Source organism: Methylobacterium sp. FW102-HT35C08 (assembly GCF_058790235.1).
In genome coordinates, this window is sequence record NZ_JBYTCL010000002.1 from 780,963 (window position 1) to 807,459 (window position 26,497).

General features: G+C 70.1%; 25 protein-coding genes and 1 tRNA gene. 12 read left to right on the top strand and 14 right to left on the bottom strand.

Going from position 1 to position 26,497, the window contains the following annotated elements:
- Position 1: 1 nt before the first annotated feature.
- A complete protein-coding gene (gene lpdA, locus AC3WSN_RS03880; RefSeq protein WP_492536418.1) occupies positions 2 to 1,405 on the top strand; it encodes a dihydrolipoyl dehydrogenase in 1,404 nt (467 codons plus the stop codon).
- Between the two features lie 235 nt (positions 1,406 to 1,640).
- Here the strand turns inward: lpdA and AC3WSN_RS03885 are convergent, their stop codons facing one another.
- Positions 1,641 to 2,480, bottom strand: coding sequence for a response regulator (locus tag AC3WSN_RS03885; RefSeq protein ID WP_238199587.1), 840 nt, complete (start codon positions 2,478 to 2,480; stop codon positions 1,641 to 1,643).
- A 171-nt stretch (positions 2,481 to 2,651) separates the two neighbouring features.
- Entirely contained in the window at positions 2,652 to 3,617 is a 966-nt protein-coding gene (locus AC3WSN_RS03890; protein ID WP_492536419.1) for a tyrosine recombinase XerC, read from the bottom strand.
- A 101-nt stretch (positions 3,618 to 3,718) separates the two neighbouring features.
- Between AC3WSN_RS03890 and AC3WSN_RS03895 the strand changes: the two genes are divergently transcribed.
- Positions 3,719 to 4,039 carry a YnfA family protein gene (locus AC3WSN_RS03895; protein WP_492536420.1) on the top strand — a complete coding sequence of 107 codons (321 nt, stop codon included), beginning with the start codon at positions 3,719 to 3,721 and terminating at the stop codon, positions 4,037 to 4,039.
- 7 nt (positions 4,040 to 4,046) lie between these two features.
- Here the strand turns inward: AC3WSN_RS03895 and AC3WSN_RS03900 are convergent, their stop codons facing one another.
- On the bottom strand, positions 4,047 to 4,619 hold the full coding sequence (locus AC3WSN_RS03900) for a peroxidase-related enzyme (RefSeq protein WP_492536422.1): 573 nt from the start codon (positions 4,617 to 4,619) through the stop codon (positions 4,047 to 4,049).
- 89 nt (positions 4,620 to 4,708) lie between these two features.
- On the opposite strand from AC3WSN_RS03900, the gene ruvC reads away from it, so the two are divergent.
- A complete protein-coding gene (gene ruvC, locus AC3WSN_RS03905) occupies positions 4,709 to 5,332 on the top strand; it encodes a crossover junction endodeoxyribonuclease RuvC (RefSeq protein WP_192708767.1) in 624 nt (207 codons plus the stop codon).
- Positions 5,333 to 5,349: 17 nt separating this feature from the next.
- Here ruvC and AC3WSN_RS03910 read toward each other — a convergent pair.
- Positions 5,350 to 5,433 (bottom strand) — tRNA-Tyr (locus AC3WSN_RS03910).
- Between the two features lie 276 nt (positions 5,434 to 5,709).
- Here AC3WSN_RS03910 and AC3WSN_RS03915 point away from each other — a divergent pair.
- The 3 genes from AC3WSN_RS03915 (at position 5,710) to AC3WSN_RS03925 (ending at position 8,420) form a co-directional block, all read left to right on the top strand.
- Positions 5,710 to 7,560: a DEAD/DEAH box helicase gene (locus AC3WSN_RS03915; protein WP_492536424.1), complete on the top strand. Its 1,851-nt coding sequence runs from the start codon at positions 5,710 to 5,712 to the stop codon at positions 7,558 to 7,560.
- Between the two features lie 40 nt (positions 7,561 to 7,600).
- Positions 7,601 to 7,924, top strand: a complete 324-nt coding sequence (locus AC3WSN_RS03920) for a hypothetical protein (protein ID WP_492536426.1) — start codon at positions 7,601 to 7,603, stop codon at positions 7,922 to 7,924.
- Positions 7,925 to 8,252: 328 nt separating this feature from the next.
- Positions 8,253 to 8,420, top strand: coding sequence for a hypothetical protein (locus AC3WSN_RS03925; protein WP_492536427.1), 168 nt, complete (start codon positions 8,253 to 8,255; stop codon positions 8,418 to 8,420).
- A 178-nt stretch (positions 8,421 to 8,598) separates the two neighbouring features.
- Here AC3WSN_RS03925 and AC3WSN_RS03930 read toward each other — a convergent pair whose 3' ends face one another.
- Positions 8,599 to 9,654 carry a double zinc ribbon domain-containing protein gene (locus tag AC3WSN_RS03930; protein ID WP_492536429.1) on the bottom strand — a complete coding sequence of 352 codons (1,056 nt, stop codon included), beginning with the start codon at positions 9,652 to 9,654 and terminating at the stop codon, positions 8,599 to 8,601.
- A 211-nt stretch (positions 9,655 to 9,865) separates the two neighbouring features.
- On the opposite strand from AC3WSN_RS03930, the gene AC3WSN_RS03935 reads away from it, so the two are divergent.
- Positions 9,866 to 10,279: a DUF3597 domain-containing protein gene (locus AC3WSN_RS03935; RefSeq protein WP_192708772.1), complete on the top strand. Its 414-nt coding sequence runs from the start codon at positions 9,866 to 9,868 to the stop codon at positions 10,277 to 10,279.
- 235 nt (positions 10,280 to 10,514) lie between these two features.
- On the opposite strand, the gene AC3WSN_RS03940 is transcribed toward AC3WSN_RS03935, so the two are convergent.
- Together AC3WSN_RS03940 and AC3WSN_RS03945 are read right to left on the bottom strand one after the other, a co-directional pair.
- On the bottom strand, positions 10,515 to 11,603 hold the full coding sequence (locus tag AC3WSN_RS03940) for a polyamine ABC transporter substrate-binding protein (protein ID WP_492543004.1): 1,089 nt from the start codon (positions 11,601 to 11,603) through the stop codon (positions 10,515 to 10,517).
- 14 nt (positions 11,604 to 11,617) lie between these two features.
- Positions 11,618 to 11,974 (bottom strand): RidA family protein, encoded by a 357-nt coding sequence (locus tag AC3WSN_RS03945; RefSeq protein ID WP_192708773.1) that lies wholly within the window; start codon positions 11,972 to 11,974, stop codon positions 11,618 to 11,620.
- A gap of 181 nt (positions 11,975 to 12,155) precedes the next feature.
- On the opposite strand from AC3WSN_RS03945, the gene AC3WSN_RS03950 reads away from it, so the two are divergent.
- On the top strand, positions 12,156 to 12,419 hold the full coding sequence (locus tag AC3WSN_RS03950; protein WP_192708806.1) for a GlsB/YeaQ/YmgE family stress response membrane protein: 264 nt from the start codon (positions 12,156 to 12,158) through the stop codon (positions 12,417 to 12,419).
- Positions 12,420 to 12,634: 215 nt separating this feature from the next.
- Here the strand turns inward: AC3WSN_RS03950 and AC3WSN_RS03955 are convergent, their stop codons facing one another.
- From AC3WSN_RS03955 to rpsO, 3 genes are all read right to left on the bottom strand, one after another.
- On the bottom strand, positions 12,635 to 12,856 hold the full coding sequence (locus AC3WSN_RS03955; RefSeq protein WP_012317941.1) for a YgaP-like transmembrane domain: 222 nt from the start codon (positions 12,854 to 12,856) through the stop codon (positions 12,635 to 12,637).
- A 164-nt stretch (positions 12,857 to 13,020) separates the two neighbouring features.
- Positions 13,021 to 15,240 carry a polyribonucleotide nucleotidyltransferase gene (gene pnp / locus AC3WSN_RS03960; protein WP_192708774.1) on the bottom strand — a complete coding sequence of 740 codons (2,220 nt, stop codon included), beginning with the start codon at positions 15,238 to 15,240 and terminating at the stop codon, positions 13,021 to 13,023.
- A gap of 211 nt (positions 15,241 to 15,451) precedes the next feature.
- Positions 15,452 to 15,721 (bottom strand): 30S ribosomal protein S15, encoded by a 270-nt coding sequence (rpsO, locus tag AC3WSN_RS03965; protein ID WP_010685305.1) that lies wholly within the window; start codon positions 15,719 to 15,721, stop codon positions 15,452 to 15,454.
- A gap of 481 nt (positions 15,722 to 16,202) precedes the next feature.
- Here rpsO and AC3WSN_RS03970 point away from each other — a divergent pair, with 481 nt between their 5' ends.
- Positions 16,203 to 17,597 (top strand): amino acid permease, encoded by a 1,395-nt coding sequence (locus AC3WSN_RS03970; protein WP_492536433.1) that lies wholly within the window; start codon positions 16,203 to 16,205, stop codon positions 17,595 to 17,597.
- Here AC3WSN_RS03970 and AC3WSN_RS03975 read toward each other — a convergent pair.
- The 4 genes from AC3WSN_RS03975 to AC3WSN_RS03990 form a co-directional block, all read right to left on the bottom strand.
- Positions 17,590 to 18,000 (bottom strand): flagellar basal body rod C-terminal domain-containing protein, encoded by a 411-nt coding sequence (locus tag AC3WSN_RS03975; RefSeq protein ID WP_492536435.1) that lies wholly within the window; start codon positions 17,998 to 18,000, stop codon positions 17,590 to 17,592. The genes AC3WSN_RS03970 and AC3WSN_RS03975 overlap by 8 nt on opposite strands.
- A gap of 372 nt (positions 18,001 to 18,372) precedes the next feature.
- Positions 18,373 to 19,233: a formyltransferase family protein gene (locus AC3WSN_RS03980; protein WP_492536437.1), complete on the bottom strand. Its 861-nt coding sequence runs from the start codon at positions 19,231 to 19,233 to the stop codon at positions 18,373 to 18,375.
- A complete protein-coding gene (locus tag AC3WSN_RS03985) occupies positions 19,233 to 20,000 on the bottom strand; it encodes an SDR family NAD(P)-dependent oxidoreductase (RefSeq protein WP_492536439.1) in 768 nt (255 codons plus the stop codon). The genes AC3WSN_RS03980 and AC3WSN_RS03985 overlap by 1 nt, the downstream gene beginning before the upstream one ends.
- Positions 20,001 to 20,108: 108 nt before the next feature.
- Positions 20,109 to 21,416, bottom strand: coding sequence for a capsule polysaccharide biogenesis protein (locus AC3WSN_RS03990; protein ID WP_492536441.1), 1,308 nt, complete (start codon positions 21,414 to 21,416; stop codon positions 20,109 to 20,111).
- A 334-nt stretch (positions 21,417 to 21,750) separates the two neighbouring features.
- Here AC3WSN_RS03990 and AC3WSN_RS03995 point away from each other — a divergent pair, with 334 nt between their 5' ends.
- The 3 genes from AC3WSN_RS03995 (at position 21,751) to AC3WSN_RS04005 (ending at position 26,340) form a co-directional block, all read left to right on the top strand.
- The gene (locus AC3WSN_RS03995) at positions 21,751 to 23,253 is read left to right on the top strand and encodes a capsular polysaccharide export protein, LipB/KpsS family (RefSeq protein ID WP_492536443.1); all 1,503 of its coding nucleotides are present in this window, start codon (positions 21,751 to 21,753) and stop codon (positions 23,251 to 23,253) included.
- A gap of 217 nt (positions 23,254 to 23,470) precedes the next feature.
- Positions 23,471 to 24,961: an LTA synthase family protein gene (locus tag AC3WSN_RS04000; protein ID WP_492536444.1), complete on the top strand. Its 1,491-nt coding sequence runs from the start codon at positions 23,471 to 23,473 to the stop codon at positions 24,959 to 24,961.
- Positions 24,962 to 25,155: 194 nt separating this feature from the next.
- On the top strand, positions 25,156 to 26,340 hold the full coding sequence (locus AC3WSN_RS04005) for a polysaccharide biosynthesis/export family protein (protein WP_492536446.1): 1,185 nt from the start codon (positions 25,156 to 25,158) through the stop codon (positions 26,338 to 26,340).
- The last annotated feature ends 157 nt before the right edge of the window (positions 26,341 to 26,497 follow it).

Below are 26,497 nucleotides of genomic sequence, written 5' to 3' on the forward strand. Positions count from 1 at the left end.
CATGTCTTACGATCTCGTCGTCATCGGCACTGGCCCTGGCGGCTATGTCTGCGCGATCCGCGCGGCGCAGCTCGGCCTGCGGACCGCGGTCGTCGAGAAGCGCGCGACCCATGGGGGCACCTGCCTCAACGTCGGCTGCATCCCGTCGAAGGCCTTGCTCCACGCCTCCGAGGCGTTCGAGGAAGCCAACAAGCACTTCGCCGATCTTGGGATCGACGTCGGCACGCCGAAGCTCGACCTGAAGAAGATGATGGCCTTCAAGGACGAGGGCGTGGCCGGCAACACGAAGGGTGTCGAGTTCCTGCTCAAGAAGAACAAGGTCGAGACCTTCCACGGCACAGGCCGGATCGCCGGCGCGGGCCGCGTCGAGGTCGTGTCCGAGGATGGCGGCAACCAGATGCTCGAGACCAAGAGCATCGTCATCGCCACTGGCTCCGACGTGACGCGCCTGCCGGGCGTGACCATCGACGAGACGGTGGTGGTGTCGTCGACGGGCGCTCTCGAACTCGACCGGGTGCCGAAGAAGCTCCTCGTCATCGGCGCCGGCGTGATCGGGCTGGAGCTGGGCTCCGTCTGGCGCCGGCTCGGCGCCGAGGTGACCGTGGTCGAGTATCTCGACCGGGTGCTGCCCGGCATGGATGGCGAGGTCGGCAAGCAGTTCCAGCGGATCCTGACCAAGCAAGGTATCGCCTTCAAGCTGTCCACCAAGGTGACAGGCGTCGAGGTCGGCAAGAAGGGCGGCGCGAGCGTCACGGTCGAGCCGGCCGCAGGTGGCGCGGCGGAGACGCTGCAGGCCGACGTGGTCCTGGTGGCGATCGGCCGGGTGCCCTACACCGAAGGCCTGGGTCTCGACACGGTCGGCGTCCAGCGGGACGACAAGGGCCGGATCCTGACGGATGCGCACTACGCCACCAACGTCACCGGCATCTACGCCATCGGCGACGTGATCGCCGGCCCCATGCTGGCCCACAAGGCCGAGGACGAGGGCGTCGCCATCGCCGAGATGCTGGCCGGGCAATCCGGCCACGTCAATTACGGCGTGATCCCCAACGTGGTCTACACGTTCCCGGAAGTCGCCTCGGTCGGCAAGACCGAGGAAGAGCTCAAGAAGGACGGCATCGCCTACAATGCCGGCAAATTCCCGTTCACGGCCAACGGCCGCGCCAAGGCCAACGGCACCACGGACGGCTTCGTGAAGGTTCTGGCCGATGCCCAGACCGACCGCGTGCTCGGCGTGCACATCGTCGGCGCCGATGCCGGCAACCTGATCGCCGAGGTGGCGGTGGCGATGGAGTTCGGTGCCTCATCCGAGGACATCGCCCGCACCTGCCACGCGCACCCGACGCTGACCGAGGCGGTGAAGGAAGCGGCGCTCGCGGTGAACAAGCGCGCCATCCACGTCTGAGCGACGGGCGGGTGGGATCCCACCCGCTTCCTCATCCTGACGTGCGGGCCGTGACGAAGCGCCTTCGAGGCCGATCCGCCGTCATTCCGGGTCGCCGATGGCGAGCCCGGAATCCAGAACCGCACGCCGTGCAGGACCTGAGTGCGTCGGCGGCTGTGGGTTCCGGGCTCCGCTGCGCGGCCCCGGAAAGACGACACGCCCAAGCGGCCGGTCGTTTCTCAGACTTGCAGGACGATCAGGCGATCTTGCGCCGCGAATTCGGCAGATCGGCGATCCGCAGGAGCGCGCTCGGCGCGGGCGGAGCCGTGAGGGCGTTCAGCAGGTACGGTCTGCGCAGGCCGAGGGCGTTGTGCAGGGCGAGGTCGATGTCGCGGGCGTAGAACGGCATCCGCAGCACCGCATCGACGCCGAAATAGCGGCCCGCTTGGGCGACCGGCTCCAGCTCGGCCGTAGTCAGCAGGGTGATTCGGGTGCCGAGGCCGAGGGGCTGGATCTGGCAGGCGAGTTCGAGCCCGTCGATGCCGGCGAGCTTCACGTCGATGAAGGCGAAATCGTAGGACGCGAGCTTGAGCTGCTTCAGCGCGTGGCGGCCGTCATCCGTCTCGTCGAGCTCGATCGCGAAGCCGCTGCGCGCCACCACCCGGCTGATCGCGGACCGTCCCGCCGGCGTCGAGCAGGCGAGCAGCGCCCGGGTCGGCGCGCGGCGGCGGGCATCGGCGTGCAGAAGCTGCTCGATATGGCTCGGGTCGAGGGGTGTTTTCAGAACTTCGTAGGCGCCGAGACTTGTGGCGATGTCCTGCCAGTGTGCCAGCACGCGGGTGGCGACCAGAACCAGGCAAGGCGGTTCCGCGCCGGCCCGACGCGCCACCGCGACGGCTTCGGGTCCGCTCAGATCCTCGAGTTGAAGGCCGACGAAGGCCAGGGTCGGACGGTGCCGAAGCAGGATGTCGCAGAGCGCCTGACCGGAGGTCGCCTCATCGATGATGGCCCGGGCATCGAAGCGCTGAACGACCTCCCTGAGGGCTGTGCGACGGCCCGTGTCGCAATCCGCGATCACAACCCGTGCCGGCGTCATTCCCCCCTCAAGCTCCATGACGCCCGCCCAGCCGATCCGTGTCTCGTCAGCTAGAGTGGCCAAAGATCATGACGAAGCTCTTAAAGAAAACGACTGCTAACTCGGGGCAGTCGATATTCTGCAGAGTCCAGTAACATACTGCGTCAAAATTGCCCGCTCTAGCAGTTTAGATCAGCGTCCGGCTCGGGGATGGGCGGCCGCGTAGGCGCTCATCAGCCGGGCCGCATCGACCTGCGTGTAAAGCTGGGTGGTCGACAGGGAAGCGTGGCCGAGGAGTTCCTGGATGGCGCGGAGTTCCCCCTGCCGGGCAAGGAGATGCGTCGCGAAGGAGTGGCGCAGGGCGTGCGGCGTCGCGGTGTCGGGCAGGCCGAGGGCGCCCCGAGCACGGGCGACCGTGTACTGGATGATACGCGGCGAGAGCGGGCCGCCGCGGGCCCCGACAAACAGCGGCCCCTCCGGCGGCAGCGGCAGCGGGCAGGTGGCGAGATAATCGGCGACGGTCTGGGCGACGACCGGCAGGATCGGCACCATCCGCTGCTTGCCGCCCTTGCCGAGGACGGTGACCTGATCGATGCCCGGCAACGGCGCGTCGCGCCGTGCGAGACCCAGCGCCTCGGAGATGCGCAGGCCGGCCCCGTAGAGCAGCGCCAGAACGGCGGCGTCCCGGGCGAGCACCCAGGGCTCGCGCTCCTCGCCGGCGCGAATGCCCGTGCCGGTCAGCGCCACCGCGGCAGAGACGGGGAGGGGGCGCGGCAGCCGTCGCGGCACCTTGGGCGAGCGCACGCCGCCGAGCGCCGAGACGGTCCCGTAACCCTCACGCTCCAGATAGCGCGCGAAGGAGCGCAAGCCCGCGAGCATGCGCATCAGCGAGCGCCCGGAGACTTCGTCGGCCCGCCGCGCGGCCATGAAGGCGCGGATGTCGCGCACCTTCAGGGCCACGAGCATCGGGATCGTCGGGGTGCCGTGGCGCGTGACGAGGTGGTGGAGGAACTGGCGCAGGTCGCGCCCGTAGGCCTCGACGGTGTTGGGCGCCATCCGCCGCTCACGCGCGAGCCCGTCGATCCAGGCCTGGACGGCCTCGCGCAGGGGGGCGTCGCCCGGAAGTAGCAGATCGTGGTCAGGCTCACGTGCGCTCATGGGACCTATCGACCGGATCATCCTTGCTGCGGACTTAACGTGCGCCCGCGCTCGCCCTCACGACGGTCGCTTGGCGCACGACGCCGTGCCAAGCTGCGTCCATGTCACTCCTCGCCTATGTCGGTGCCGCTCTTGCGGAGATCGCCGGATGCTTCGCGTTCTGGTCCTGGCTCCGGCTCGGCCGCTCCGTCTGGTGGATCGTGCCGGGCCTGGCCTCGCTGGCGGCCTTCGCCGGGCTGCTGACCCTGGTGGACAGCCCGGCCGCGGGGCGCACCTTCGCGGCCTATGGCGGGGTCTACGTCGCCGCGTCGGTCCTGTGGCTCTGGCTCGCCGAGGGCCACCGACCCGACCGCTGGGATCTCGCGGGCAGCGCGATCTGCCTCGCCGGGACGGCGATCATCCTGCTCGGGCGCCGCGGCTGAGCCGGCCTCACCGACCCATCGCGTAGAATTCATCGTTCGGGCGCAGTTCTGCGACGCTGGCGATCCGGTTCGACAGGGCGAAGAGCGCGGTGATCGCCGCGATGTCCCAGATGTCGTCCGAGCTGAACCCGTGCTCGGAGAGGGCCGCGTGATCCTCCGCGCCGACGCTCCGGGAATCGGTCGCGACCTTGACCGCGAAGGCCAGCATGGCGCGCTGGCGCGGGGTGATGTCGGCCTTGTCGTAGTTGACGGCGATCTGGTCGGCGATCAGCGGGTTCTTGGCCCGCACCCGCAGGATCGCGCCGTGGGCGATGACACAGTAGAGGCAGTCATTGGCCGCGCTGGTCGCCACCACGATCATCTCGCGCTCGGCCTTGGTCAGGCCGCCCGGCCGGTCCATCAGTGCGTCGTGATAGGCCATGAAGGCGCGGAACTCGTCCGGGCGATGCGCCAGCGCCAGGAAGATGTTGGGCACGAAGCCGGCCTTCTCCTGCACAAGGGCGATCCGGGCGCGCAGATCCTCCGGCGTCTCGGAGAGCTTCGGCACCGGGAAGCGGCTGATCGGGGCGTCGGCGCTCATGGTCATCCTCCAGAAGCCGTGTCTTGGTGAAACCCGGCGTTCACGATACGTACGGCAGCCTCGGGCCGTTCGTCGAGCCGTGGAGCATCATGACCAGCCCCGTCCGCATCCTCGGGATCGATCCCGGGCTCCGCCGCACCGGCTGGGGCCTCATCACCGCGCAGGGCACCAAGCTCACCTACGGCGATTGCGGCGTCGTGACCTCGGACGGCGAGCTGCCGCTGGCCCTGCGCCTGCGCGAGCTGTTCGAGGGGATCGGTCGCATCGTCGAGAGCGTGAAGCCCGACGAGGTCGCCGTGGAGGAAACCTTCGTCAACAAGGACGCGCAGGCGACCCTCAAGCTGGGCCATGCCCGGGCCATGGCGCTGGTGGTGCCGGCGCTCGCCGGGCTGCCGGTGTTCGAGTACGCCGCCAACCTGATCAAGAAGACGGTGGCGGGCTCGGGCCATGCCGAGAAGGTGCAGATCCAGGCGATGGTGCGCTTCCTGCTGCCGAAGGCCGAGTTCCGCATCGCCGACGCCGCCGACGCGCTGGCCATCGCCATCACCCATGCCAGCCACCGGGACTCGCACGCGCTGCGCAAGGCGCACCTGCCGGCGGGCAAGCGCCGCACGCTCACGGGCCAGGCGGCTGCGGGGCAGGGGCTCGAAGGGAAGGGCTTCTCCGCCGCCGCCGCCGCGCGCATCGAGGCCGCGTTGGCGAAACAGAGCTGACGGGATCGGGAAGGACTTGGTGGGGGAAGTAGGACTCGAACCTACGAAGCTTACGCAGCGGATTTACAGTCCGCCCCCTTTGCCGCTCGGGACATTCCCCCAAGGCGGGTTTTTCGCCCGCGGCGCCCTTATGGTGAGGGGTGGGCCGGGTGTCAACGCTTGTGATGCCCGGATCCAATCTCACATGTGCGGCGGCCGTGAAGGGATATCGGTTTCCGGCGCTGAAGCCGCACGGGCGGGAGCGCCTGAGCCGGGTCTGGGGCTGCATTCCGCCGACGTTGCCGAGACGAAAACGCGAACGTTCCGCGACTCCGGGGGATTCACAAAGGAATCCGGATCGGCCACGGTGCGCGCATGTCGCCCTGCTTCGTCGGCCCTTGACCCGTCCCGCCCCGTCCCTGCGGTCCCACCAGCGCACGCTGATGGCCCTGGTCGCGGCCATGGCGCGCGGGGAGGCGGGCCATGTCCGCAAGATCTTGGCTGCGGTGACACCTGGCGGCGGCAAGTCGCTGCTGCCGGTGATCGCCGCGCATGGACTCATCGAGGCCGGTCTCGTCGAGCGCGTGGTCTGGGTGGTGCCGCGGGATTCGCTGCGGCTGCAGGCCGAGGAGGCCTTCGCCGACCCGCTCTGGCGCGCAGCCTTCGGGCATGCCCTCTCCGTGCGCGCCGCCGACAACGAGCGTGATCCGGCCCGGGGCCTGGCCGGCTACATCACCACTTACCAGGCGGTCGCCGCCGCGCCGGCCCTTCATCTGGCGGAAGCGCGGGCGCACCGGACCCTTCTGGTCGTCGACGAGGTCCATCATCTGCCAGTTCCCGGCAGGCCGGGGGCGGAGGAGGCCGCTGCCGAGGACGCGGAGGCCGGCGCATGGTCCCGGGCGATGCTGCCCGTGATGGAGGCGGCCGCTTTCCGACTCTACCTGTCGGGCACGCTTGAGCGGGCGGACGGCCGGCGCATCCTCGGCCTGCCCTACCAGCCCGCAGCCCCGGGCCGCGGGCCGGAACTCGACCTCGACGCGCCGGGCCTCGCGGTGATCGGCTATTCGCGCGCCCAGGCCCTCGCCGAACGGGCCGTGCTGCCGGTGACCTTCGGGGCGATCGACGGCGAGGCGAGCTGGCTCGAGGGCGGCCGGATCGCCGGTGACAGCCCGCGGGTCGGACCACACCGGCTGGGCGCCGGCTCGGTGCGGGTCACCACACGGCCGGCCCTGTTCACGGCCCTGCGCACCGGTTTCGCCCGCGATCTCCTGAGCGAGGCGTTCCACGCCACGAAGCGCCTGCGCGCCCGGCGCCGAGCGGAGCGGCAGCTTCCGCCCGGGGAGGCCGTGAGGGGGCTCGGCAAGCTTCTGGTGGTGGCGCCGGATCAGGCGAGCGCGCGGGCCTATCTGGCGACCCTGCGAAGCTGGATGCCGGCCGGGCAGGGGGAGCGCGACGTGCGCCTGGCGACCTCCGGCCAGGGCGACGCCCATGCCGCCCTGGCCGCCTTCCGCCTCACCCCGGAACCGGCGGTGCTCGTAACGGTGGCGATGGCCTACGAGGGCCTCGACGCGCCGGAGGTCGCCGTGGTTGCGGCCCTCACCCATATCCGGTCGCGCCCCTGGCTGGAGCAGATGCTCGCCCGGGCGACCCGGGTCGATCCGCATGCCGGCGCCTACGACGCGCAGCAGGCCCTGATCTTCCACCCCGACGACCCGCTCTTCGCCCGCTTCCGCCTTGAGCTGGAGACCGAGCAGGGCAGCAGCGTCCGGCCCCGGCGCGAGCGCCCGGCCAGCGCCGTCGTGCCCGAGCGGACCCGCTGGCGTGACGACGAGCCCGCCGGGATCACGCCCCTGGAGAGTAACGCGATCGGCCTACGTTATGCCCTCCTGCGCCCGCGCCTCGCCGAGCCGACGCCGATGGCACCGACCCCCGAGCCGCCCTCCATCACCGAGCGGACCCTGCGCCAGAGGCTCGCCGTCGCGGTGGCAGCGCAGGCGGTGGAGGACGAGGCCTCGCTGCGGGTGCCCCGCGGCGGCAACCTCGCGCATCGCTACAACGCCGTGCTGAAGCGCGTCCTCGGCAAGGGCCGCGCGACCATGACTCTGCCGGAGCTGGAGGCAGCGCTCGCCTGGCTTGAACGCAACCGCCTCTCCGACCATCTCGACCGCCTCGACGGCGATGCCCGCTACGCTTGGTCCGCCCGGCAGCGCCGCGGACGTTGGCAGCCGGAGCGCGCCGCCGGCCGCTGAGCCGCGGTGCGGGATCGACGCGACGGAGGGGAGAAGCGCCATGACCGAGAGCCTGACCGCCGCCTTCGCCGCGGCCCTGACCGAGACCGCGCCCCCAGCGTCCTGGCCGGCGACGCTCGCCGCTCTCTGGTGGCTGGCCAAGGATCCGTCCGGCTCGGACCCGGCTGCCTGGGAGCGGGCGCATGCCCTGGTTCAGGACGCGTCCGGGCCCGATGCCGCCTGGGTGCACGCCCATCTCCATAGGCTCGAGGGCGACGCAGGCAACGCGCGATACTGGTACGGGCGCGCCGGCCGCCCGGGACCACGCGGCACCCCGGCGGAGGAGCGGACCGCCATCATCACGGCCCTGTCGAACCCGGCTTAATTCATCCTTTCGCAACGGATCGGAATCCGCCGCCCCGCCGTTCCTGGTCACGGTGGGGACGCACCCGCTTTTGGGTGGAGGATTTGTCGATCGCGGTTTGTAACAAATGTCGATTTTCAAGTTCGGTCTAATACCGAGACCGGACAAATCAGTCATATTTGGATTATCAACCGGATACAACCTCAGATTTAGTGTTCTCAGGTCAAGCTGGGTGGCCCTGGCGGAAACTACACAATTCCGAATTCGCTATGGATGACGCTGTTTTTTCGCTCGCCTGCCGGCGAAATCTGATTATGGCTACGCGCATCAAGTTCGGAAGCAGAGAAACGTGCTGATCGCCGTGATGAGCTTGGCGTGTCTAATCTGCGGCGTGAGTTTCGCGGGTCTTTCATTGCGGTATCCGGGGCGCGCGGCCGTCTTTGAGCGCTGGAGCGGGATCTGCCTCGTGCTCGGCCTGTGCCTGCTCGGAGCGGCGCTGCACGGCGCCCGCACGTAGGCTCCCTGACACCTTTCCCGGCGCGCCGGATCACGCACAGGGAGGCGCCACAGTGGCAGGCGTGTCGGCAGGATGGCCGATCGGCTGAGCTTAGCGGTGTCTACGGTGTCTCGGCAGAGCCTTAGGCGTGGCAAGCCGCGCGCTGGAGTACATGCCGGCCATTCGCCCCACGGGCCGGTCAGGCCTGCCCCTGGGCGGCATTACCGCCGCGGCTGCCGCAGGCGGAGCAGAACCGTTCGAACGTGCTCTTGCGATGGTCGCAGGCGGGGCACCGCTCGAACAGGCCGATCCCGCAATGCGGGCAGAAATTCGCATTCGGGCTCGCGACGTCGACGGGCCGCTCGCAGCCCGGGCAGACCTTTTTGGCGAGGCGGAGCAGGGCCTGATCGGTGGCGATCTCGGTCCGTCGCTCCTCGTCGGGTCGCGCTTCCGCGATCCGCTGGCGCTCCCGATAGGCGTGGAGGGCGTTGATCGCCGCGCGTCCGGCCACGAGGGTGACTACCACCCCGACGCCGTAATGGACGTAGCCGCCGTAGCTCGGCAGATACGGCACCAGCTCGACGAAGAACGCGAAGGCCGCTGCCAGCGCAAACCCCCACACGAACGGCCAATTGCGCGTGTTCCGCCGTTTCAGGAGCAGCCATCCGGCCAGAACCAGCAGCGGGAGGGTCACGGCGAGCCGGTAGCCGAAAACGCGCAGCTCCTGCGTGCCCTCGGCGGCCTGGAGCTTCTGCTGAGCGGCCGCGCGCTCCTCGCTGTCCTCGGCCATCAGCGCCGATTGTTTCTGTGCGAGGTCGAGATCCGCCTGAGCCAGGGCTTCCAGCCGTTCCTCGACCGTCCGCTCGGCGGCCTTCAGGGCGTCGAGTTGCTGCGTCCGGGCAACCAGATCGGGATCCTGGTCGACACGCTGTGTCGTATCCCGAGTCTTCAGCCAGTTGGCGAAGGTCTCGCGGGCAGCCGCGGAGGCCGAGCGCGCCGCATCGAGGGCGAGCTGGGCCTGATCCGTCTGCTGCTGGTTGTCGCCGCGCTCACGGCGGACCTCCTTCAGGGCGGCCGCGGTGGTCTGCGACTTCCCGGGGTCGAGGAATTGCTCGAGTGTATAGCGGTGCTCGACCTCCGGCAGGTCGCCGACCACCAGGGAACCGAGGCCGATCAGGAAAACCGCGAAGGCGACGGCCACCAGCCATAGGATGAGGGTGAAGGACCGCTCGGACAGACTGACAGCTGATCTCACGACACGATCCTCGGCTGGTCCAGGCGGGTGCGACGACATCCGATCTGCCGGGTGCAGGCCCGGGTCGAATCGGTTCTCCGCGGACGGCAGCCGCCGAGCTTAGCAGGCGACCGGGACGCGCGTCCCGTCTCGGCTACGGAACGTCGAGCCGCATAACCTGTTGTCAGGCCGCCCGGCGCGGATGCTGGGTTACGAGAATCGGAGCGGACCCATGAGCCTCCTCGGCAGCATCGTCGGCAAGATCCTCCACCCGTTCGGCGGTGGAACCGCGGAGGCCGCGCCCTCGGCCACGGCCGGCTCGGGTGGTCCGGCCACCTCCAGCACGCCCTCCACCCCGTCCGCCCCCGGCAGCGCCGGCGGCAGCGAGCCCGTGGATGTCGCGGCCGTGCTCACCAGCCTCGCCGAGAAGAACCCGCAGACGCTCGACTGGCGCCACTCGATCGTGGACCTGATGAAGCTGCTCGGCCTCGATTCCGGCCTCGCCTCGCGCAAGCAGCTCGCCGACGAGTTGCACTACACCGGCGACAAGGACGACTCGGCCTCGATGAACATCTGGCTGCACAAGCAGGTCATGCAGAAGCTCGCCGAGAACGGCGGCAAGGTGCCGGATGACCTGAAGCACTAGGCGGCGGCACCAGCGTCCCTCCTGACGGCGAGGGCCCGGCGACATGGAACGCCGGGCTCCCTATCCGAAGGTTTGCCGGCGGCTATCGCCTCGTCCTTCCGGGGCGCCGGAGGCGAGCCCGGAAAGCAGAGGCTCTGTGGGTGCTTATTCCTGGGGTCCTCGGCGTGTCTGGATCCCGGGCTCCGCTGCGCGGCCCCGGGATGACGCCTCTGGAGTCGTGCGCCTTGAGGCCCGCTCAGCGCCCGGTCCGGACCCGGGTCCACAGACGGGTGACGAAGCGCTGGGTGCGGTCGTCCCAGGCGGTGTTGATCGAGAGGCGCTGCATCGTCGCCTCGTCCGGGTAGATGCCGGGATTGCTCAAGATCTCGGGCTTCACGAACTTCTTCGCCGCGAGATTGCCGCTGGCATAGGCCACGAAGTTGGTGTTCGCCGCGGCCACGTCGGGCCGCATCATGTAGTCGATGAAGGCCAGCGCCTCGGCCGGGTGGGCGGCATCCTTCGGGATCGCGAAGGTGTCGAACCACATCAGCGCGCCTTCCTTCGGCACCACGTAGGCGATCTCGGTCCCGTTCTTGGCCTCGTCGGCGCGGCGCTTGGCCTGCATCACGTCGCCCGAATAGCCCACCGCCACGCAGATATCGCCGTTGGCCAGCGCCTGGATGTACTCCGACGAGTGGAACTTCCGCACGGAGCCGCGCACCTTGTAGAGGGCGTCGGTCACCAGGGTCATGTCGTCCCAGCGCTTGGAATCGGCCTTGGCCCCGAAGGCCGGCAGCATGCTCGGGATCAGATCCTCGGGGCTGTCGAGCATCATGATCCCGCACTCCTTCAGCTTGTTGGCGGAAGCGGGATTGAGGACGAGGTTCCAGGAATTCACCGCCGCGTTGGCGCCCAGGCGCTCGCGCACGGCAGCGACGTTGTAGCCGATGCCGGTGGTGCCCCACATGTAGTCGACGGCGTAGGTGTTGCCGGGATCGTAGGCCGCCAGCCGGCTCGTGACCTCGGGCCAGAGATTGCCGAGGTTCTTCAGCTTGGACTTGTCGAGCGGCAGGAAGGCGCCGGCCCGGATCAGCCGCTGCAGGTAGGGCCCTGACGGCACGACGATGTCGTAGCCCGAGCGGCCGGCCAGCAGCTTGGTCTCGAGGATCTCGTTGTTGTCGTAGGTGTCGTAGACGACCTTGATGCCGGTCTCGCGGGTGAAGGCCTCGAGCACCTTCGGGTCGATATAGTCCGACCAGTTGTAGATGTTGAGGACCCGCTCCTCGGCGGCCGGGACCGGCTGCGCGAGGGGGAGGGCGGCGAGAAGGACGGCCGCCAGAACGATGCGACGCAGGCCGCTCACCGGCTCCTCGCGGCCACGACCACGATCTCGACGAGATACTCGGGCGCGGCGAGCTTGGCCTCGACGGTGGCGCGGGCCGGCGGGTTCTCCGGGGAGACCCAGGCATCCCAGGCCGCGTTCATCTCCGCGAAGGTCGCGATGTCGGCGAGGTAGACGGTGGCCGAGAGGATCCGCTCCTTGTCGCTGCCCGCCGCGGCCAGCAGCCGGTCGATCTCCGAGAGGATCTGCTGCGTCTGGATCGTCACCCCGGTGCCGACCGTGTCGGATGCGACTTGGCCGGCGAGGTAGACCATGTCGCCGAAGGTCACGGCCTGCGACATCCGCTTGCCCGGCTCGATCCGCTGAATGTCCATGCCCGTCTCCACACCTCAGGAACCGGCGTATCTGCCGCGGCGGCGGCCCGGCCGTAAAGGGCTGCGCGTCCGGCCGCCACTGGAACCCGAGGAAAATCGTCATCCGGCGGCGGGGTGCGGGCAACCGTCGCGGTCCGCGGCGCGTTCTGCCGGCATCGACAGTCACGCCTTGGGGTTTGTTATGGGTATCCTCTGGACCATCATCATCGGGTTCATCGCCGGGGTCATCGCCAAGTTCCTCATGCCGGGCCCGAACGAGCCCGCCGGCTTCATCCTGACCACGATCCTCGGCATCGTCGGCGCCTTCGTGGCGACGTTCCTGGGACAGGCCATCGGCTGGTACGGACCGAACCAGGGGGCGGGCTTCATCGGTGCGATCGTGGGCGCCGTGGTCGTGCTGTTCATCTACGGCCTGATCGCTGGCCGCCGCACCACCACCTACTGAACCGTCCGGTAGGCCCCGGAACGACGAGGGGCGCCCCGCGGGGCGCCCCTTTTGTTGTCTGGCCGCCGCATCCGGTCGGGGCCTCGCCACAGCGCCTTCCGTCAGCTCGGGCGCAGCGAAGGGACCCAGGGCAACCCGACGATGTCGGACGGTGCACGGACTGGATTGCTTCGCTCGCAAAGGCGGTGACGCCGTAGCCCGAGAACGTCGGGGGCTTAAAAGTGCTCGGACGCGGCCTTCACGGCGCAATGACCGGTTGCGCCGCGCACCGCGAGGCCGACGCCGACGACGAGCGCCAGCAGGCTCAGGAGCTTATTGGGGCGGGGCTGCGCGGCGGCCGCGGCGATGCCGAGGCCGAGCGCCACCGAGACGGCGCGCTCCGTGGTCGACAGGTTCGGCTGCCCGCTGAAGATGTCGTGCATCATGTCGTTGGCCATGAGGGTCTCCGGTTCGGAAGTCGCGGGGGAACGCGGCATCCGGCGCCCCGTTCCCGGCTGACGGCCGACCCCCGTGCGACGAAAAGAAAAGGGCGCGGCCCCTGAGGACCGCGCCCGTCTGAGACATCCAGCACCGGCCGGAGCCGGTGCGCGCGTCCCGCGGCTTACTCGCCGGCCTCGCGTCGGCGCTCGCCGCGATGGCGGCCGCCCTCGCGGGGCTCGCGCGGCTCGTCGCCGCGCTCGGCCCGGTCGGCGTCGCGCTGAGCCTTCACCTTCTCGGTGATGTCCTCGCCCGTCTGCTGGTCGACGACCTTCATGGACAGGCGGATCTTGCCGCGGTCGTCCTGACCGAGGAACTTCACCTTGACCTTGTCGCCTTCCTTGACGACGTCCTGAACCTTGGCGACCCGCTGGGCAGCGAGCTCCGAGATGTGGACGAGACCGTCCTTGGCGCCGAAGAAGTTCACGAAGGCGCCGAACTCCATGCACTTCACGATCGTGCCGTCGTAGATCACGCCGACTTCCGGCTCCGCCACGATCGAGCGGATCCAGTTGTAGGCCGCCTTGATCGCCTTGCCGTCGGCCGAGGCGATCTTGACGATGCCGGTATCCTCGATGTTGATCTTGGCGCCGGTCTTCTCGACGATCTCGCGGATCACCTTGCCGCCGGTGCCGATCACGTCGCGGATCTTGTCGGTCGGGATCTGCATCGTCTCGATGCGCGGCGCGTACTCGCCGAGCTCCGGCCGGGCAGCGGTCAGGGCCTTGGCCATCTCGGCGAGGATGTGGGCGCGCCCGTCCTTCGCCTGGTCGAGGGCGACCCGCATGATCTCCTCGGTGATGCCGGCGATCTTGATGTCCATCTGGAGCGAGGTCACGCCCTCGTCCGTGCCGGCCACCTTGAAGTCCATGTCGCCGAGGTGATCCTCGTCGCCCAGGATGTCGGACAGGACCGCGAAGCGCTCACCTTCGAGGATGAGGCCCATGGCGATGCCGGCCACCGGACGGCGCAGGGGCACGCCGGCATCCATCAGCGACAGCGAGCCGCCGCAGACCGAGGCCATCGAGGACGAGCCGTTCGACTCGGTGATCTCCGACACGACGCGGATCGTGTAGGGGAATTCGTGGGCCGGCGGCAGGACCGGACGGATCGCCCGCCAGGCGAGCTTGCCGTGGCCGATCTCGCGACGGCCCGGGGAGCCCATCCGGCCGGTCTCACCGACGCTGTAGGGAGGGAAGTTGTAGTGGAGCAGGAAGCGCTCCTTGTAGGTGCCTTCCAGCGAGTCGATGAACTGCTCGTCCTCACCGGTGCCGAGGGTGGCGACCACGAGGGCCTGGGTCTCGCCGCGGGTGAACAGCGACGAACCGTGGGCCCGCGGCAGGACGCCGACCTCGGAGACGATCGGGCGGACCGTCTTCAGGTCGCGGCCGTCGATGCGGGCGCCGGTGTCGAGCACGTTCCAGCGCACGACCTTCGACTGGGCCTCCTTGAAGGCGGCCTTGACCTTCTCGGCCGGGTACTTCTCGGCACCCTCCGGGCAGAGAGCGGCCATCACCTTCGCCTTGACGGCGTCGACGGCGGCGTAGCGCTCCTGCTTGACCGTCTTGGTGTAGGCGGCGCGCAGCTCGGTCTCGCAGACCTCGAGGACGGCCTTCTCGACGTCGGCGTTCTCGGGAGCCTTGAAGTCGCGCGGCTCCTTGGCGGCCTTCTCGGCGAGGCGGATGATCGCCTCGATCACGGGCTGGAAATGCTTGTGGCCGAACATCACGGCGCCGAGCATCACGTCCTCGGACAGCTCCTTGGCCTCCGACTCGACCATCAGCACCGCGTCCTGCGTGCCGGCGACGACGAGGTCGAGGCTGGACTCCTCCTTGGTCTCGGTGACCAGCGGGTTCAGCCGGTAGCTGCCGTTGATGTAGCCGACGCGGGCGCCGCCGATCGGGCCCATGAACGGCACGCCCGACAGGGTCAGGGCGGCGGAGGCCGCGACCATGGCGACGATGTCGGGATCGTTCTCAAGGTCGTGGGTCAGGACGGTGACGACGACCTGGGTGTCGTTGCGCCAGCCCTCGACGAAGAGCGGGCGGATCGGGCGGTCGATCAGGCGGGAGACCAGGGTCTCCTTCTCGGAGGGACGGCCCTCGCGCTTGAAGTAGCCGCCCGGGATGCGGCCGGCCGCGTAGGCGCGCTCCTGGTAGTTCACGGTGAGCGGCATGAAGTCGATGCCGGGCTTCGGCTCCTTCGTGGCGACCACGGTGGCGAGCACAGAAGTCTCGCCGTAGGTGGCGACCACGGCGCCGTCGGCCTGGCGGGCAACCTTGCCAGTCTCGAGGACGAGCTTGCGGTCGCCCCACATCAGCTCTTCGCGTTGAACGTCGAACATTCTTTCGTCTCTTCCTTGCCTGCGGCGGGCCCAAGCCCGGCGCCGCCCGGGGGCAAGACGGCGAGACACTCCACGGCGTGAGTGTCTCGCGATCCTGCCCCGATGCCGGCGCCTCGAAGCGGCCCGCTTGACGGGAGGCCGGACCCATTCCGGCATCCCGCGATGGTGAAACGCGGTCCCGGGCCGTGCCCGGAACCGCGCGATAGACGCCTTAGCGGCGGATGCCGAGACGCTCGATGAGGGCGCGGTAGCGGGCCTCGTCCTTGCGCTTGACGTAGTCGAGCAGCGAGCGGCGCTGCGAGACCAGCTTCAGGAGGCCGCGCCGGGAATGGTTGTCCTTGGCGTGGGTCTTGAAGTGGCCGGTGAGGTTGGTGATCCGCTCGGTCAGGATCGCCACCTGGACCTCGGGGGACCCGGTGTCCTTGGCGTCCTTGCGGTGTTCCTTGATGAGCGCGGTCTTGCGCTCTGCCGTGATCGACATCGCGTGCCTTTCGGGTTGTGCTGGTCGGATGCGGCGCCCCGTTCGGGCGCGCGCGGGCTCGGCGTTCGGCCGGTGCCGGGATGTCGTCCAGCACGGTCACAGCGCCAAGCGGCTCAAGCCCCGCCCGGTAACCCGGGTCGAGGCTCGCGTTCCATGACACGAAACCGTCGGATATGCCAGCCCCGAGCCTGCGGGCCGCCGTGTCCGATCAACCCCACACAAGACGATCGCATCCCGCGGCGTCATGCCGGGACCACGAAGCAGGGCCCGGAATCCAGATCCGCGTGGTTGGCTCAGCCTGGCGGCACCGGCGATTCGGAGTCCTGGGCTCGGCTACGCGGCCCCGGGAGGGTCCAGTGAACCATTCCGTTTGCGGCCACGCTGCGCGATGCTTCGACGCGTGACCGGGCTCGGGACACGTTCGGGCGCGCCGCTTGCTCCTCGGCGTTCGAGGCGCGATCAAGCGCGAAGGGGGAACGGAATGGCCGAATCTGCGGTGACGACAGGCGTCCGTGCCGAGCCCGGGCAGAGCCGCGCACTCGCCCGGAGCCTCACGGCCCCCGGCCTCGTCGCCATCGGGCTCGGCGCCACGATCGGCGCCGGCATCTTCGTGCTCACCGGGACCGCGGCGGCGCAATATGCCGGCCCGGCGCTCAGCCTCTCCTTCGTCATTGGCGGGATCGCGTGTGGCTTCGTCGGCCTGTGCTACGCCGAATTGGCGGCCATGATCCCGGAGCCGGGCTCCACCTACACCTACACCCGGGCGAGCCTGGGGCGGTTTCCGGCCTGGGTGGTCGGCTGGGACCTCGTCCTCGAATTCGCCGTGGCGGCGGCTACGGTGGCGGTGGGCTGGTCGGGCTACGCGCAGTCGCTCGCGGCGGATTTCGGCCTGCGGCTGCCGACCTCGCTCGCCGCAGCGCCCGGGGATGGCGGCCTCATAAACCTGCCGGCCGTCGGCATCGTCCTGCTGCTGACCGCGCTCCTGATGCGCGCCACCCGGGAGGCCTCTTTGGTGAACGGTCTCCTAGTCGCCTGCAAGGTGGCGATCATCCTGGCCTTCGTGGGCGTCGGCACGGCCCATCTCAAGCCGGAACTCTGGCAGCCGTTCGTGCCGGACAATGCGGGGAGCTTCGGCGCCTATGGCTGGAGCGGCGTGTTCCGCGGCGCCGCGGTGGTGTTCTTCGCCTTCGTGGGCTTCGAGACCGTGGCGACGGCCGCGGGCGAGTGCCGGGCGCCGCAGCGGGACGCGCCGGTCGGGCTGATCGGGTCGCTCCTCATCACCACGGTGCTGTACGTGGCGATGGCGGCCGTGCTCACCGGCCTCGTCCCGTACCGCGACCTCGACGTCGCCGACCCGGTGGCCAGGGCGGTCGACACGATCGGGCTGTCGCGCTTCGCAATGGTGATCAAGGCCGGCGCCCTGATCGGCCTGACCACCTCGGCGCTGACCGCGCTCTACGGGCAGGGCCGAATCTTCTTCGCCATGGCGCGCGACGGCTTCCTCCCGGAGGCCTTCTGCCGGGTCCATCCGGTGACGCGGGCGCCCGTGGCGAGTCAGCTGGTGATCGGCCTGTTCACGGCCGCGGTGGCAGGCCTCGTGCCGATCGGCATCCTGGGCGAGATCGTCAGCATCGGCACGCTCCTGGCGTTCTGCCTCGTCTGCGCCACGGTGCTGATCCTACGCCGGACGGAGCCGGACCGGCCGCGCCCCTTCCGGGTGCCGGCGGCGACGCTCACGGCCGGGCTCGGCATCCTATCGTGCCTGACGCTGATGGCCTCGCTCCCGGCCGAGACCTGGATCCGCCTCGCGCTCTGGCTGGTGCTGGGCCTCGCGATCTATGCCGGCTACGGCCGGCGGCGCGCCCGGCTCAGCTGATCAGATTGATCGTCGCCTGGGTCAGCCTATCGATCGTGGCCGAGGCGTTGAGATTGGCCTCGTAGTTCCGGACCACCTGCTGCAGGTCGGCCGATTCCGCGGCCGCGTTCACGTTGGGCAGGCGAACATATCCCCTGAGGTCGGCGGCGCCGTTCGACGGGTCATAGCGCCGGCGGAAGTCGCTGCTGTCGCGCACGATGCGGCCGACCGGGCTGCGCGGGCTGTCGGCTACGACGGGCGCGAACACCGCGATCTTGCGGGCATAGGGCGCCCCGCCCGGTTCGGTGGGAGAGGAATCGGCGTTGGCGATGTTCTCGGAGATCGTGCGGATCCGTCCGGTCTGCACCTGCCGGCCAGCCGCCAGTGCGTCAGAGGCCGAGTGGAGGGCGCTGGTATCCGGCATGCGCGGGCCTGAGCGGCGGAAGGACGGTGCACGATCCTCGGCGTGATAGGCTTAACGACCGGTTAAGACCACGACCGGCGAGCTCTTGGGCTCAACCTCTGGCCGCTTCGCGAGACGTGGTTGGCAGAGACGCAGCAAAATCCCGATCCCGATCTGCAAGCAAAAACTAGCAGTTCCGAAAACCGTTTCCGTCACCCGGGGCAGCGGAGCGGAGCCCGGGATCCAGAACCGCCGACGCGACAAGGTTTCGCATCGCCGGTGCATCTCGATCGCCCGCCTTCGGCGTGCCCCTCGGGTCCGGGCTCGCTTGCGGCGCCCCGGAATGACGGCGCGCGCGGAGACACCGAGCCGCGCGAACTCAGAATCTGATGCTCACCTCACCGTCCCGGAGAGGCTCAACGCCTCCCGGAGATCCTGACCGTCGGTCAGCCGTAGGCCCCGGCGGCGCAGGGATGCCAGCATCGCCCGGTCCGGGAACGGGCAGTAGGGCAGCACCGCGGTGGTCTGGCTCTCGGGCATCGCGCCGGTCCGGGCAATCGTGTCGAGCAGCGTGTCCAGCAGGCCGCGCCCGTGAGCGTGCAGCGCCACGGCGGCCCGGGTTGCGGTGGTGCCGGGGGGCAGGGGCACGGCTTCCTGGGCGAGGATCGCCCCGGTGTCGATCGTGGCGGCCAGCCGGTGCAGCGTCATGCCGAAGCTGCCGGGACCCTCGGCCAGGGCGTGGATCGTCGGCACCGGGCCGCGGTGACGAGGCAGCAGGCCGGGATGGCCGTTGATGCCCCCGAGCCGCGCCAGCCCGATCGTCTCTGGCTTCAGGATCTGGTCGAAATGGTAGGTCAGGATCAGGTCCGGCGCCGCCTCGCGCAGCCGTTGCGCGACCTCGGGGCCGTTGACGTCGTCGATCGACAGAGCCGGGATGCCGAGGCGTCGGCACAGGGTCTTGAGGGGTGTCGCTTCCGGCGCGTCGCCGCTTCCGGCCACCGCCTGGGTCAGTGGCGCCAGGGGCCGCAGCAGGTCCGGCAGACCGAAATTGACCGCCAAGTAAGGCAGGATGCCGGCGCCCGAACGCGCGAGGTGCCGCCGGATCTGGCCCGTCAGGCCGCCGCTCGACGGCCGTTCGGCGTTGGAGAGGCCCACGAAGGCGATGTCGGCCCGGTAATCGGCGACGAGCCGGCGGACCACACGGGCGTTCGGCAGCGCCTCCAGGACGAACAGCGCGATCCGGGGCCGCGCCATCAGCGGCGCTTCCGCCGCTGGAACCGGAAGGCGTAGAGCCCGGCCTTGCGGACATTCTCCGGCAGGAGCAGCACGGTGCGGGCGAGGGCCGCGAGGATGAATGGGAACGCGATCACGTCACGGTTGGCCGCGATGCCCTTGGCGATGCGCACGGCGGCCTCCTCGGCGCTGATCTCCAGTGGCCGCCAGCCCTTCAGCTCACCGCCCATCGGGGTCTTCACGTAGCCCGGCGTCACGACGTTGACCTTCACGCCCCGGGGCCCGACCTTTTGCCGAAGCGCCAGACCGTGGGCAACGAGGGCCGCCTTGGCGCCGCTATAGGCCGGCGCGTCCTGCAGCGGCGCATAGGCAGCCAGCGACGACAGCAGGACGATCTGGCCACGCCCACGCTCGAGCATCAGCGTCAGGCTGGGCAGCACGACGTTGAGCGAGCCGGTGTAGTTGATGTCGGCGGTCTCGAAGGCCACGTCCTCGGCCTCGACCTGCCCCTCCTGGTTGCCGCCGTTCACTGCGGCGTTGGCGATGACGAGGTCGAGGGGCGCCTCCGCGTCCGACCGGCGCACGAGCGCCACAGCAGCGGCCCGGTCGCGGGTGTCCAGGCGGGCGGCGTCGACCGTGGCGCCACTGACGCGACAGTCGCGGGCCACAATCTCCAGGCGCTCGGCGTTGCGGCCGACGAGGATGAGGCTGACGCCGGGTTGCGCGTAGTGGCGCGCCAGCGCAGCGCCGATGCCGCTCGACGCGCCGGTGATCAGAATGCGGGGCATGGGGCGGGTTACGCCGCCGGGCGTGGAAAGATCAAGGTCGGGACGGGCTCACCGACGGTGAAAGCCGTGTCAAAGGCCCCCGGATCCCTCCGCCGGCGCGGTTTTCGGTCAGTAAACCGGGGCGAGTTCGCCGTCCCGCTCGGCCGCTTCGCGGATCGCCCGGGCCGCCGTCAGCATCGAATCGGGCAGCGCCGCCTCCATCCGTGGCACCGAGCCGGCCACGGCCCGGTCGATGGCCTCCTTGGAGAAGAAACCGCCGTTGACCTGGGTCCGATGCAGCACGACGCGGCGGAAATCGGCCATCAGGCCCATATCGGGCGCCGTCGGGCTCTTCCAGAAGCCGTCGAGGTCGCCCTGATGGGTCAGGCCGGCCATGTTGTAGATCGCGCTGCCGACCGCGTGGGTGGGGCAGCCCATCTCCAGCGACAGCATGCCCACCGTCGAGTTGACGATGACCACGCCGCGCGCGCCCTTGATCAGGGCCGGAAGGTCGCCGCCGTCGATGAAGTCGAGCCGGTCGCTGACGCCGTGGCGGCGGGCCGAGGCGCGGGCGAACTTGCGCCAATTGATCAGGCCGCTGTCGAGCGGATGCAGCTTCACCAGCAGACGCGTCGGCGCCGCGGAGGCGTCCGCGAAGGACTTGATCACCCGGTCCATGAAGCCCTCGACGCCGAGGAACGGCGAGTGGACCCGGATCTGGTAGTCGCTGTCGAGCTGGAGCGGCAGCAGGAAGTAGTCGCAGCCGACGGCACGGTAGATCTCGTCGCAGCGCGCGGCCTCGCGACGGGTATGGGCCCGGCGGGTGAACTTCTTGATCCAGCCCGCATATTCGGCCGCGATATGGGTCGGCCGGTGGCTGCGGAAATGCGGAAAGAGATAGGGGAACAGGATGTTGGCGAGGTTGTAGCCGACGTCCCAGACGCTGCGGCGGGCCATGTCGCCCGTGGAGGGCATCGCCCGGCCGGGCTGCGGCAGGCGCCGCGCTAGGGCGCGGACCTCGTCGGCCGTCCGCGGCAGTGACGAGAAGCCGTTCACGCCGCCCAGTTCGCAGGTGATCCAGTTCGGGCGGATGTAGCCCTCCTCGAACACGTGCACCCGCAGGCCGCGATACTCGGCAATCATCCGGGCGGCCTTGTGGAATGGCCGGCAATCCCCGAACAGCACGATATCAGTGACACTCTCGCGGTCGAGATAGGATTCGAGATACGCGCCCCAGGCCTCCCGGCGGCCCCGATAATTATCCGCCTCGCCGCTCCAGAACAGCCAGTCGCCGGGGCAGAGATTGATGCGCCGGACCTGATGCCCCCGCGCGCGCAGCGCCTTTCCGAGATCGGAGAAGAACGGCGTGGCGATGCCCTGGAGGAAGAGGAAGGTCGCAGGGCGGTCACGGAGGGCGTCGGGGGCGGGCTGTTGCATTCCGCGGCGCTTCTATCCTTGACCCTGGCCCGGACGTGCCGGGCCGATGAGAGACAATCAGGTGGCACGGAGCCTGACGGCCCGGCAATCCAAAGCCGTGCCGCAGCACGGTTTTTCCGCGTCGGCGTGGCCCGTCTGCAACGGTGGCGCGTCCGCGGTTCGAGGTTCGGATTAGGCCGGCAATCGCGGCGACGATATGTCCAAATCCTTTCCAGGTCGTGGCGGCGGTGACGTCGGCCGCGGTTGTCCCCGCGTTGCACGGCCATCCCACGCCGACGAAAATGCGCTACAGGCGGCCCACCACCTCGCCCGACCGGAGCCGGACGCGCCGACCATGGCCCCTGAACCCACCCCGTCGCTCTACGCGACCGGCCGCACGATCCGCCGCCTGCGGGCGGAGATCGAGGCCGCGACGGGCCTCGCCTTCGCGCCGGCGCACTCCCGAGCAGTCGGCGCGGTCTGGGGCGCCGGAAGTCCGGCCGGGCGCCTGCTGGCCCTGGCGGGCCGCCGGCGCCTCGTAGTCGCCCCCGGGCCGCTCCTCAGCCCGTACGATGCGCCGGAGACCGGTTTCGCCTCCCTGAGAATCAGCCTCGACGGCGTGCCGCTCGGCGGGGAAGGCGGCGTCCACTACCTCGATCCCTGGACCCGGGCGCCGATCGAGCGCGCAGCCTGCGCCGAGCGGGTGGCGTGGCTCGCCGCGCGCTTTTCCGAGAACGACCGGCGGGTCATCTATGTCGGGATGTCGCGCTGGAAGCGGCCAGCCCTCGACGTGCTCGGGGCCGGGCCCGCCGGGCGCCCGATCCACACCATGACCACCGAGGCCGCCATCAAGGCCGGTCGGCGCCATCGCGGGCGCGTCCTCGCCTGGGCGACCCGGGCGCCGGGACAGCTGGAGGCGGCCTGCGCGCAGGCCGGGCTGCCGTTGGCCCGGGTGGAGGACGGGTTCCTGCGCTCCGTCGGGCTCGGCGCCAGCCTGCAGCCCGGCGCCTCCATCGTGGTCGACGATCTCGGCATCTACTACGATCCGCGCCGGGAGAGCCGCCTCCAGCGGCTGCTCGCCGAGGCGGACTTCACCCCGGATCTCGTTGCCCGGGCACGCCACCTGCGCGAGGAGGTCGTGGCGCGCCGGCTCAGCAAGTACAATGTCGGCCTGGACGCTGCGTCGCTCGACTGGCCGGCCGGACGGCGGATCGTTCTGGTCCCCGGCCAGGTGGAGGACGATGCCTCGGTGCGGCACGGCTCGCCGCTGGTCCGCTCGAACCGGGCGCTCCTGGAGGCGGCCCGACGACGCAACCCGGACGCGTTCCTGCTCTACAAGCCGCATCCCGACGTGGAGGCCGGCTTCCGCCCGGGGATCATCCCGGAGGCGGAGGCGCTGACCCTGGCCGACCGGATCGTCGCCGGCATCAGCATCGTCGACCTGCTCGACCGGGTCCACCACGTCGAGACCATGACGTCGCTCGCCGGCTTCGAGGCGTTGATCCGCGGCCTCACCGTGGCGACGCACGGCCGGCCTTTCTACGCGGGCTGGGGCCTGTCGGAGGATCTAGCGCCGGGGGCCGACCGGGGCCGCCGGCTGAGCCTCGACGCGCTGGTGGCGGGGGCGATGATCCTCTATCCGCGCTACCTCGATCCCGTGGCGATGAAGCCGTGCACCCCGGAGCAGCTCCTCGACCGGCTCAGCGCGGCCCGGGACGCGGCGCCGCGCAGCGCCCTGTCCATCGGCCGGGCGGCCCACCTGATGATGCGGGCTCGATACGGGCTCCTCAATCCGATCGTGAGGGCGCTGCGCAGCCGGCGCGGCGTCGGCCGCGAGACCGGAGGCGGCCCGCGGTGAGACGGATCCCGGGCCGAGACACCGGAATTCCGAGACCTTGCTGTGACACCAAAGCGATAGCGCGCGCTGCTAAGGTCGAGATTCAGCAGCACGCCCCGGGCCGCCCCCGATCAATCCGGATCAGGAGCGACTCGCAAACCCTTGCTCCGACGCGCTGTTTCCCGCCGGACCTTAGCCCGGCGGCGAGCAGGCCCGTCTCCAGCCGAGTGCCCGAGTCTTGACGACCTTCCTCATTGCCACCGGCCTCGCGCTCGCCGTCTGCCTAGCCCTGGAGGTGCTCGTCGGCGACGCGATCACCCGGGCGAGCCTCGCGCCGCGCGACCTCGGCCTGCGGCTCACCGGCTACCTGCTGATCCTGCTGTTCTGGTTCGAATTCTCCTGGCGGCCCTGGCTCGCCGGGCTGACCTGCGTGATCACCGTGGCGATCCTCATCGTCGTCAGCCGCGCCAAGCGCTCGGTGATCGGCGAGCCGCTGCTGTTCAGCGATTTCGCCCTGCTGCCGCAGGTGCCGCGCCACCCGCAGCTCTACTACATCCCGCCGCTGTGGGATCCGCGCATCTCCGTGCCCGTTCTGCTCACCCTGGCCGCCACCGTGCTGTGGTACCGGACCGAGCCGAGCGTGCTGCCCGATTCCACCCTGCCGCGCATCCTCGCCCTGCTCGGCCTGCCGCTGCTGCTCTGGCTGATGTTCAAGGCCGCGCCGCGCCCGCCGCTTTCCAGGCTGATCGCCCGCTGGTTCCCGAGCCCCGACCTGGAAGCGGACGTGGCCCGGGTCGGCCTTCCGGCGAGCCTGCTCGGCTACACCGCCCGGGCGCTGGCCGGGGGCGAGCCGGTGCCCGAAGCGCCGACGCTGCCCCCCGGGCCGGGCGAAGACGTCGTGGTGGTGGTCCAGCTCGAATCCTTCATCGACCCGGAGCGGCTCGGCGGTGCGGCGCTGCCGGCGATGGAGCTGTTCCGGACGCGGGCCGCGCAGTACGGCCGCCTTCAGGTCCCGGCGCACGGCGCCTACACGATGCGCAGCGAGCACGCGGTGCTCACCGGCCGGCCCTCCGAAAGCCTCGGCTTCGGCCGGTACGATCCCTACACGTCCCGGAGCGGCGACGAGCCGACGAGCCTCGCCCGTCTCGCTCGGGCCCGGGGCTACGCGACCCTGTTCCTTCACCCCTTCCACCGGGACTTCTTCCGCCGGGCGAAGATCATGGAGGCGTTCGGCTTCGCCGACCTCGTGATGGGTGAGGCCTTCGCGGAGGCGCCGCGGGTCGGTCCGTATGTCGGTGACGTCGCCCTGGGCCAGCGCCTGCTGGCCGAGGTGCGGGCCCGATCGACGCCGCTGTTCCTGTTCTGCGTCACCATGGAAAATCACGGTCCCTGGAAGCCCGGTCGGCTGCCCGGGCTCGACGACCCGCAGGCGCAGTATCTCCACCACGTCGCCAATAGCGGGCGGATGGTCGAGGCCCTCGTGGCGGGACTTGATGCCCTGGCCCGCGAGCGTCGCCAGACGATGACGCTCTGCGTGTTCGGCGACCACGCGCCCTCTCTGCCGACTTGCAAGCCGGGCTTCGGCGGCCGGACCACCGAGTACGCCCTGTTCCGCTTCGGCCGCGCGTCGGACACGCCGCGCCGGGTCGATATCCCCGCCGATGCCTTGGGGCGGGCACTGCGCGGCGCCCTCGCCGCCGCGCCTGCGGACATGTCCGTTCGGACATGATAAGGTTAAGCTTGCACGCCATAAGCGTGGCCGTGCCACGCTGGTGACGCATTGCCGACCGATAGCGCGACCGTCCGCGAGACGGCCGCAGGTTCGGCGCGGCCGTTAAAGCGATCGCAGCGTTTGGCGGTCAAACTGGATGTCCCGGCCCATGCCAGCGATGGCAGGAGGTTCGGCGAGGAGAAGTCTCTGTGATGCTGCGTAAGACGACGCGCACCGCCTTCGTGGCCGCACTGGCGGCGGGATCGATCGGCGGCTGCACGTACCTGCCCGCGGCGGGTCCGACGGCGAGCGCGATCCAGGCGGGAGCGGAGGTGGCGACCGCCGACGGCGGGCTGCTGGCGCGCTACGAGATCATCGACGTCACGCCCAGCGTGGTCGAGGCCCTGCGCGGCCGGCCGCTGGACAGCCTGCTCGCCTCGTTCGGCGATCACCGCCCCTCGACCGAGCCGGTCATCGGCATCGGCGACATGGTCTCGGTCTCAGTCTGGGAAGCCGGCTCCGGCGGCCTGTTCTCCGGGCCGCTGGTCGCCGACCGGTTCTCGGCCGGCTCCAAGTCCGCCCTGATCCCCGAGCAGCCGGTCGGGCGCGACGGCGCCATCTCGGTGCCCTATGCCGGCCGCATCAAGGTCGCCGGCCGCCGCACCCAGGACGTGCAGGCGCTGATCGAGACCGAACTCGCCGGCAAAGCCATCCAGCCGCAGGTGCTGGTCTCGGTCACCCGGCCGATCAGCCAGGCCGTGACCGTCACCGGCGAGGGCGCGGCCGGCGCCCGCCTGCCGCTCTCGGGCCACGGCGACCGCATCCTCGACGTCATCGCCGCCGCCGGCGGCAACCGCGCGCCGGTCAACGAGACCTTCGTGCGGCTGTCGCGCGGGCCGGTCACCGCCACGGTGCCGCTGACCACGGTGGTGTCCAACCCCAAGGAGAACATCTACCTGCGGCCCAACGACGTGCTCACGCTGGTGCGCGATCCGCAGACCTTCATCGCGGTCGGCGCGCTCGGCAACAGCACCGAGCTGCCGTTCCAGGCCGACGGCATCACCCTGGCGCAGGCGCTCGCCAAGGCGCGCGGCCTGTCGGACTTCGCCGCCGACCCGGCCGGCACGTTCATCTTCCGCTTCGAACCCGCCAGCGTCGTGCGCCGGCTCAGCCCGGGCTCACGGCTGCTCGGCACGCCCCTCGTGCCGGTGGTCTACCGGATCGACATGCGCGACCCCAACAGCCTGTTCGTCTCCCAGGCGTTCCGGATGCGCAACCGCGACCTCATCTACGTCTCGAACGCGCCGTTCACCGAGGTCTCCAAGGTGCTCTCCGCCTTCAGCAGCGCCACCGGGCCCCTCTCCTCGGTCGCGACCGCTTACTACTACGCGAAGTAAGGTGCGGCGCCGGCCTGCGGACCGGCGACCATCGGAGCGTCAATCCCGCGATGGTCCTGTGGCATCGCCGGCCTTTCGAGCGGAGCCAAGCAGCCCAGAGGCGCCACATCTCCCGATGTGGCGCTGTCATGGTTCACATCGCTCTGCTCGTGATGAC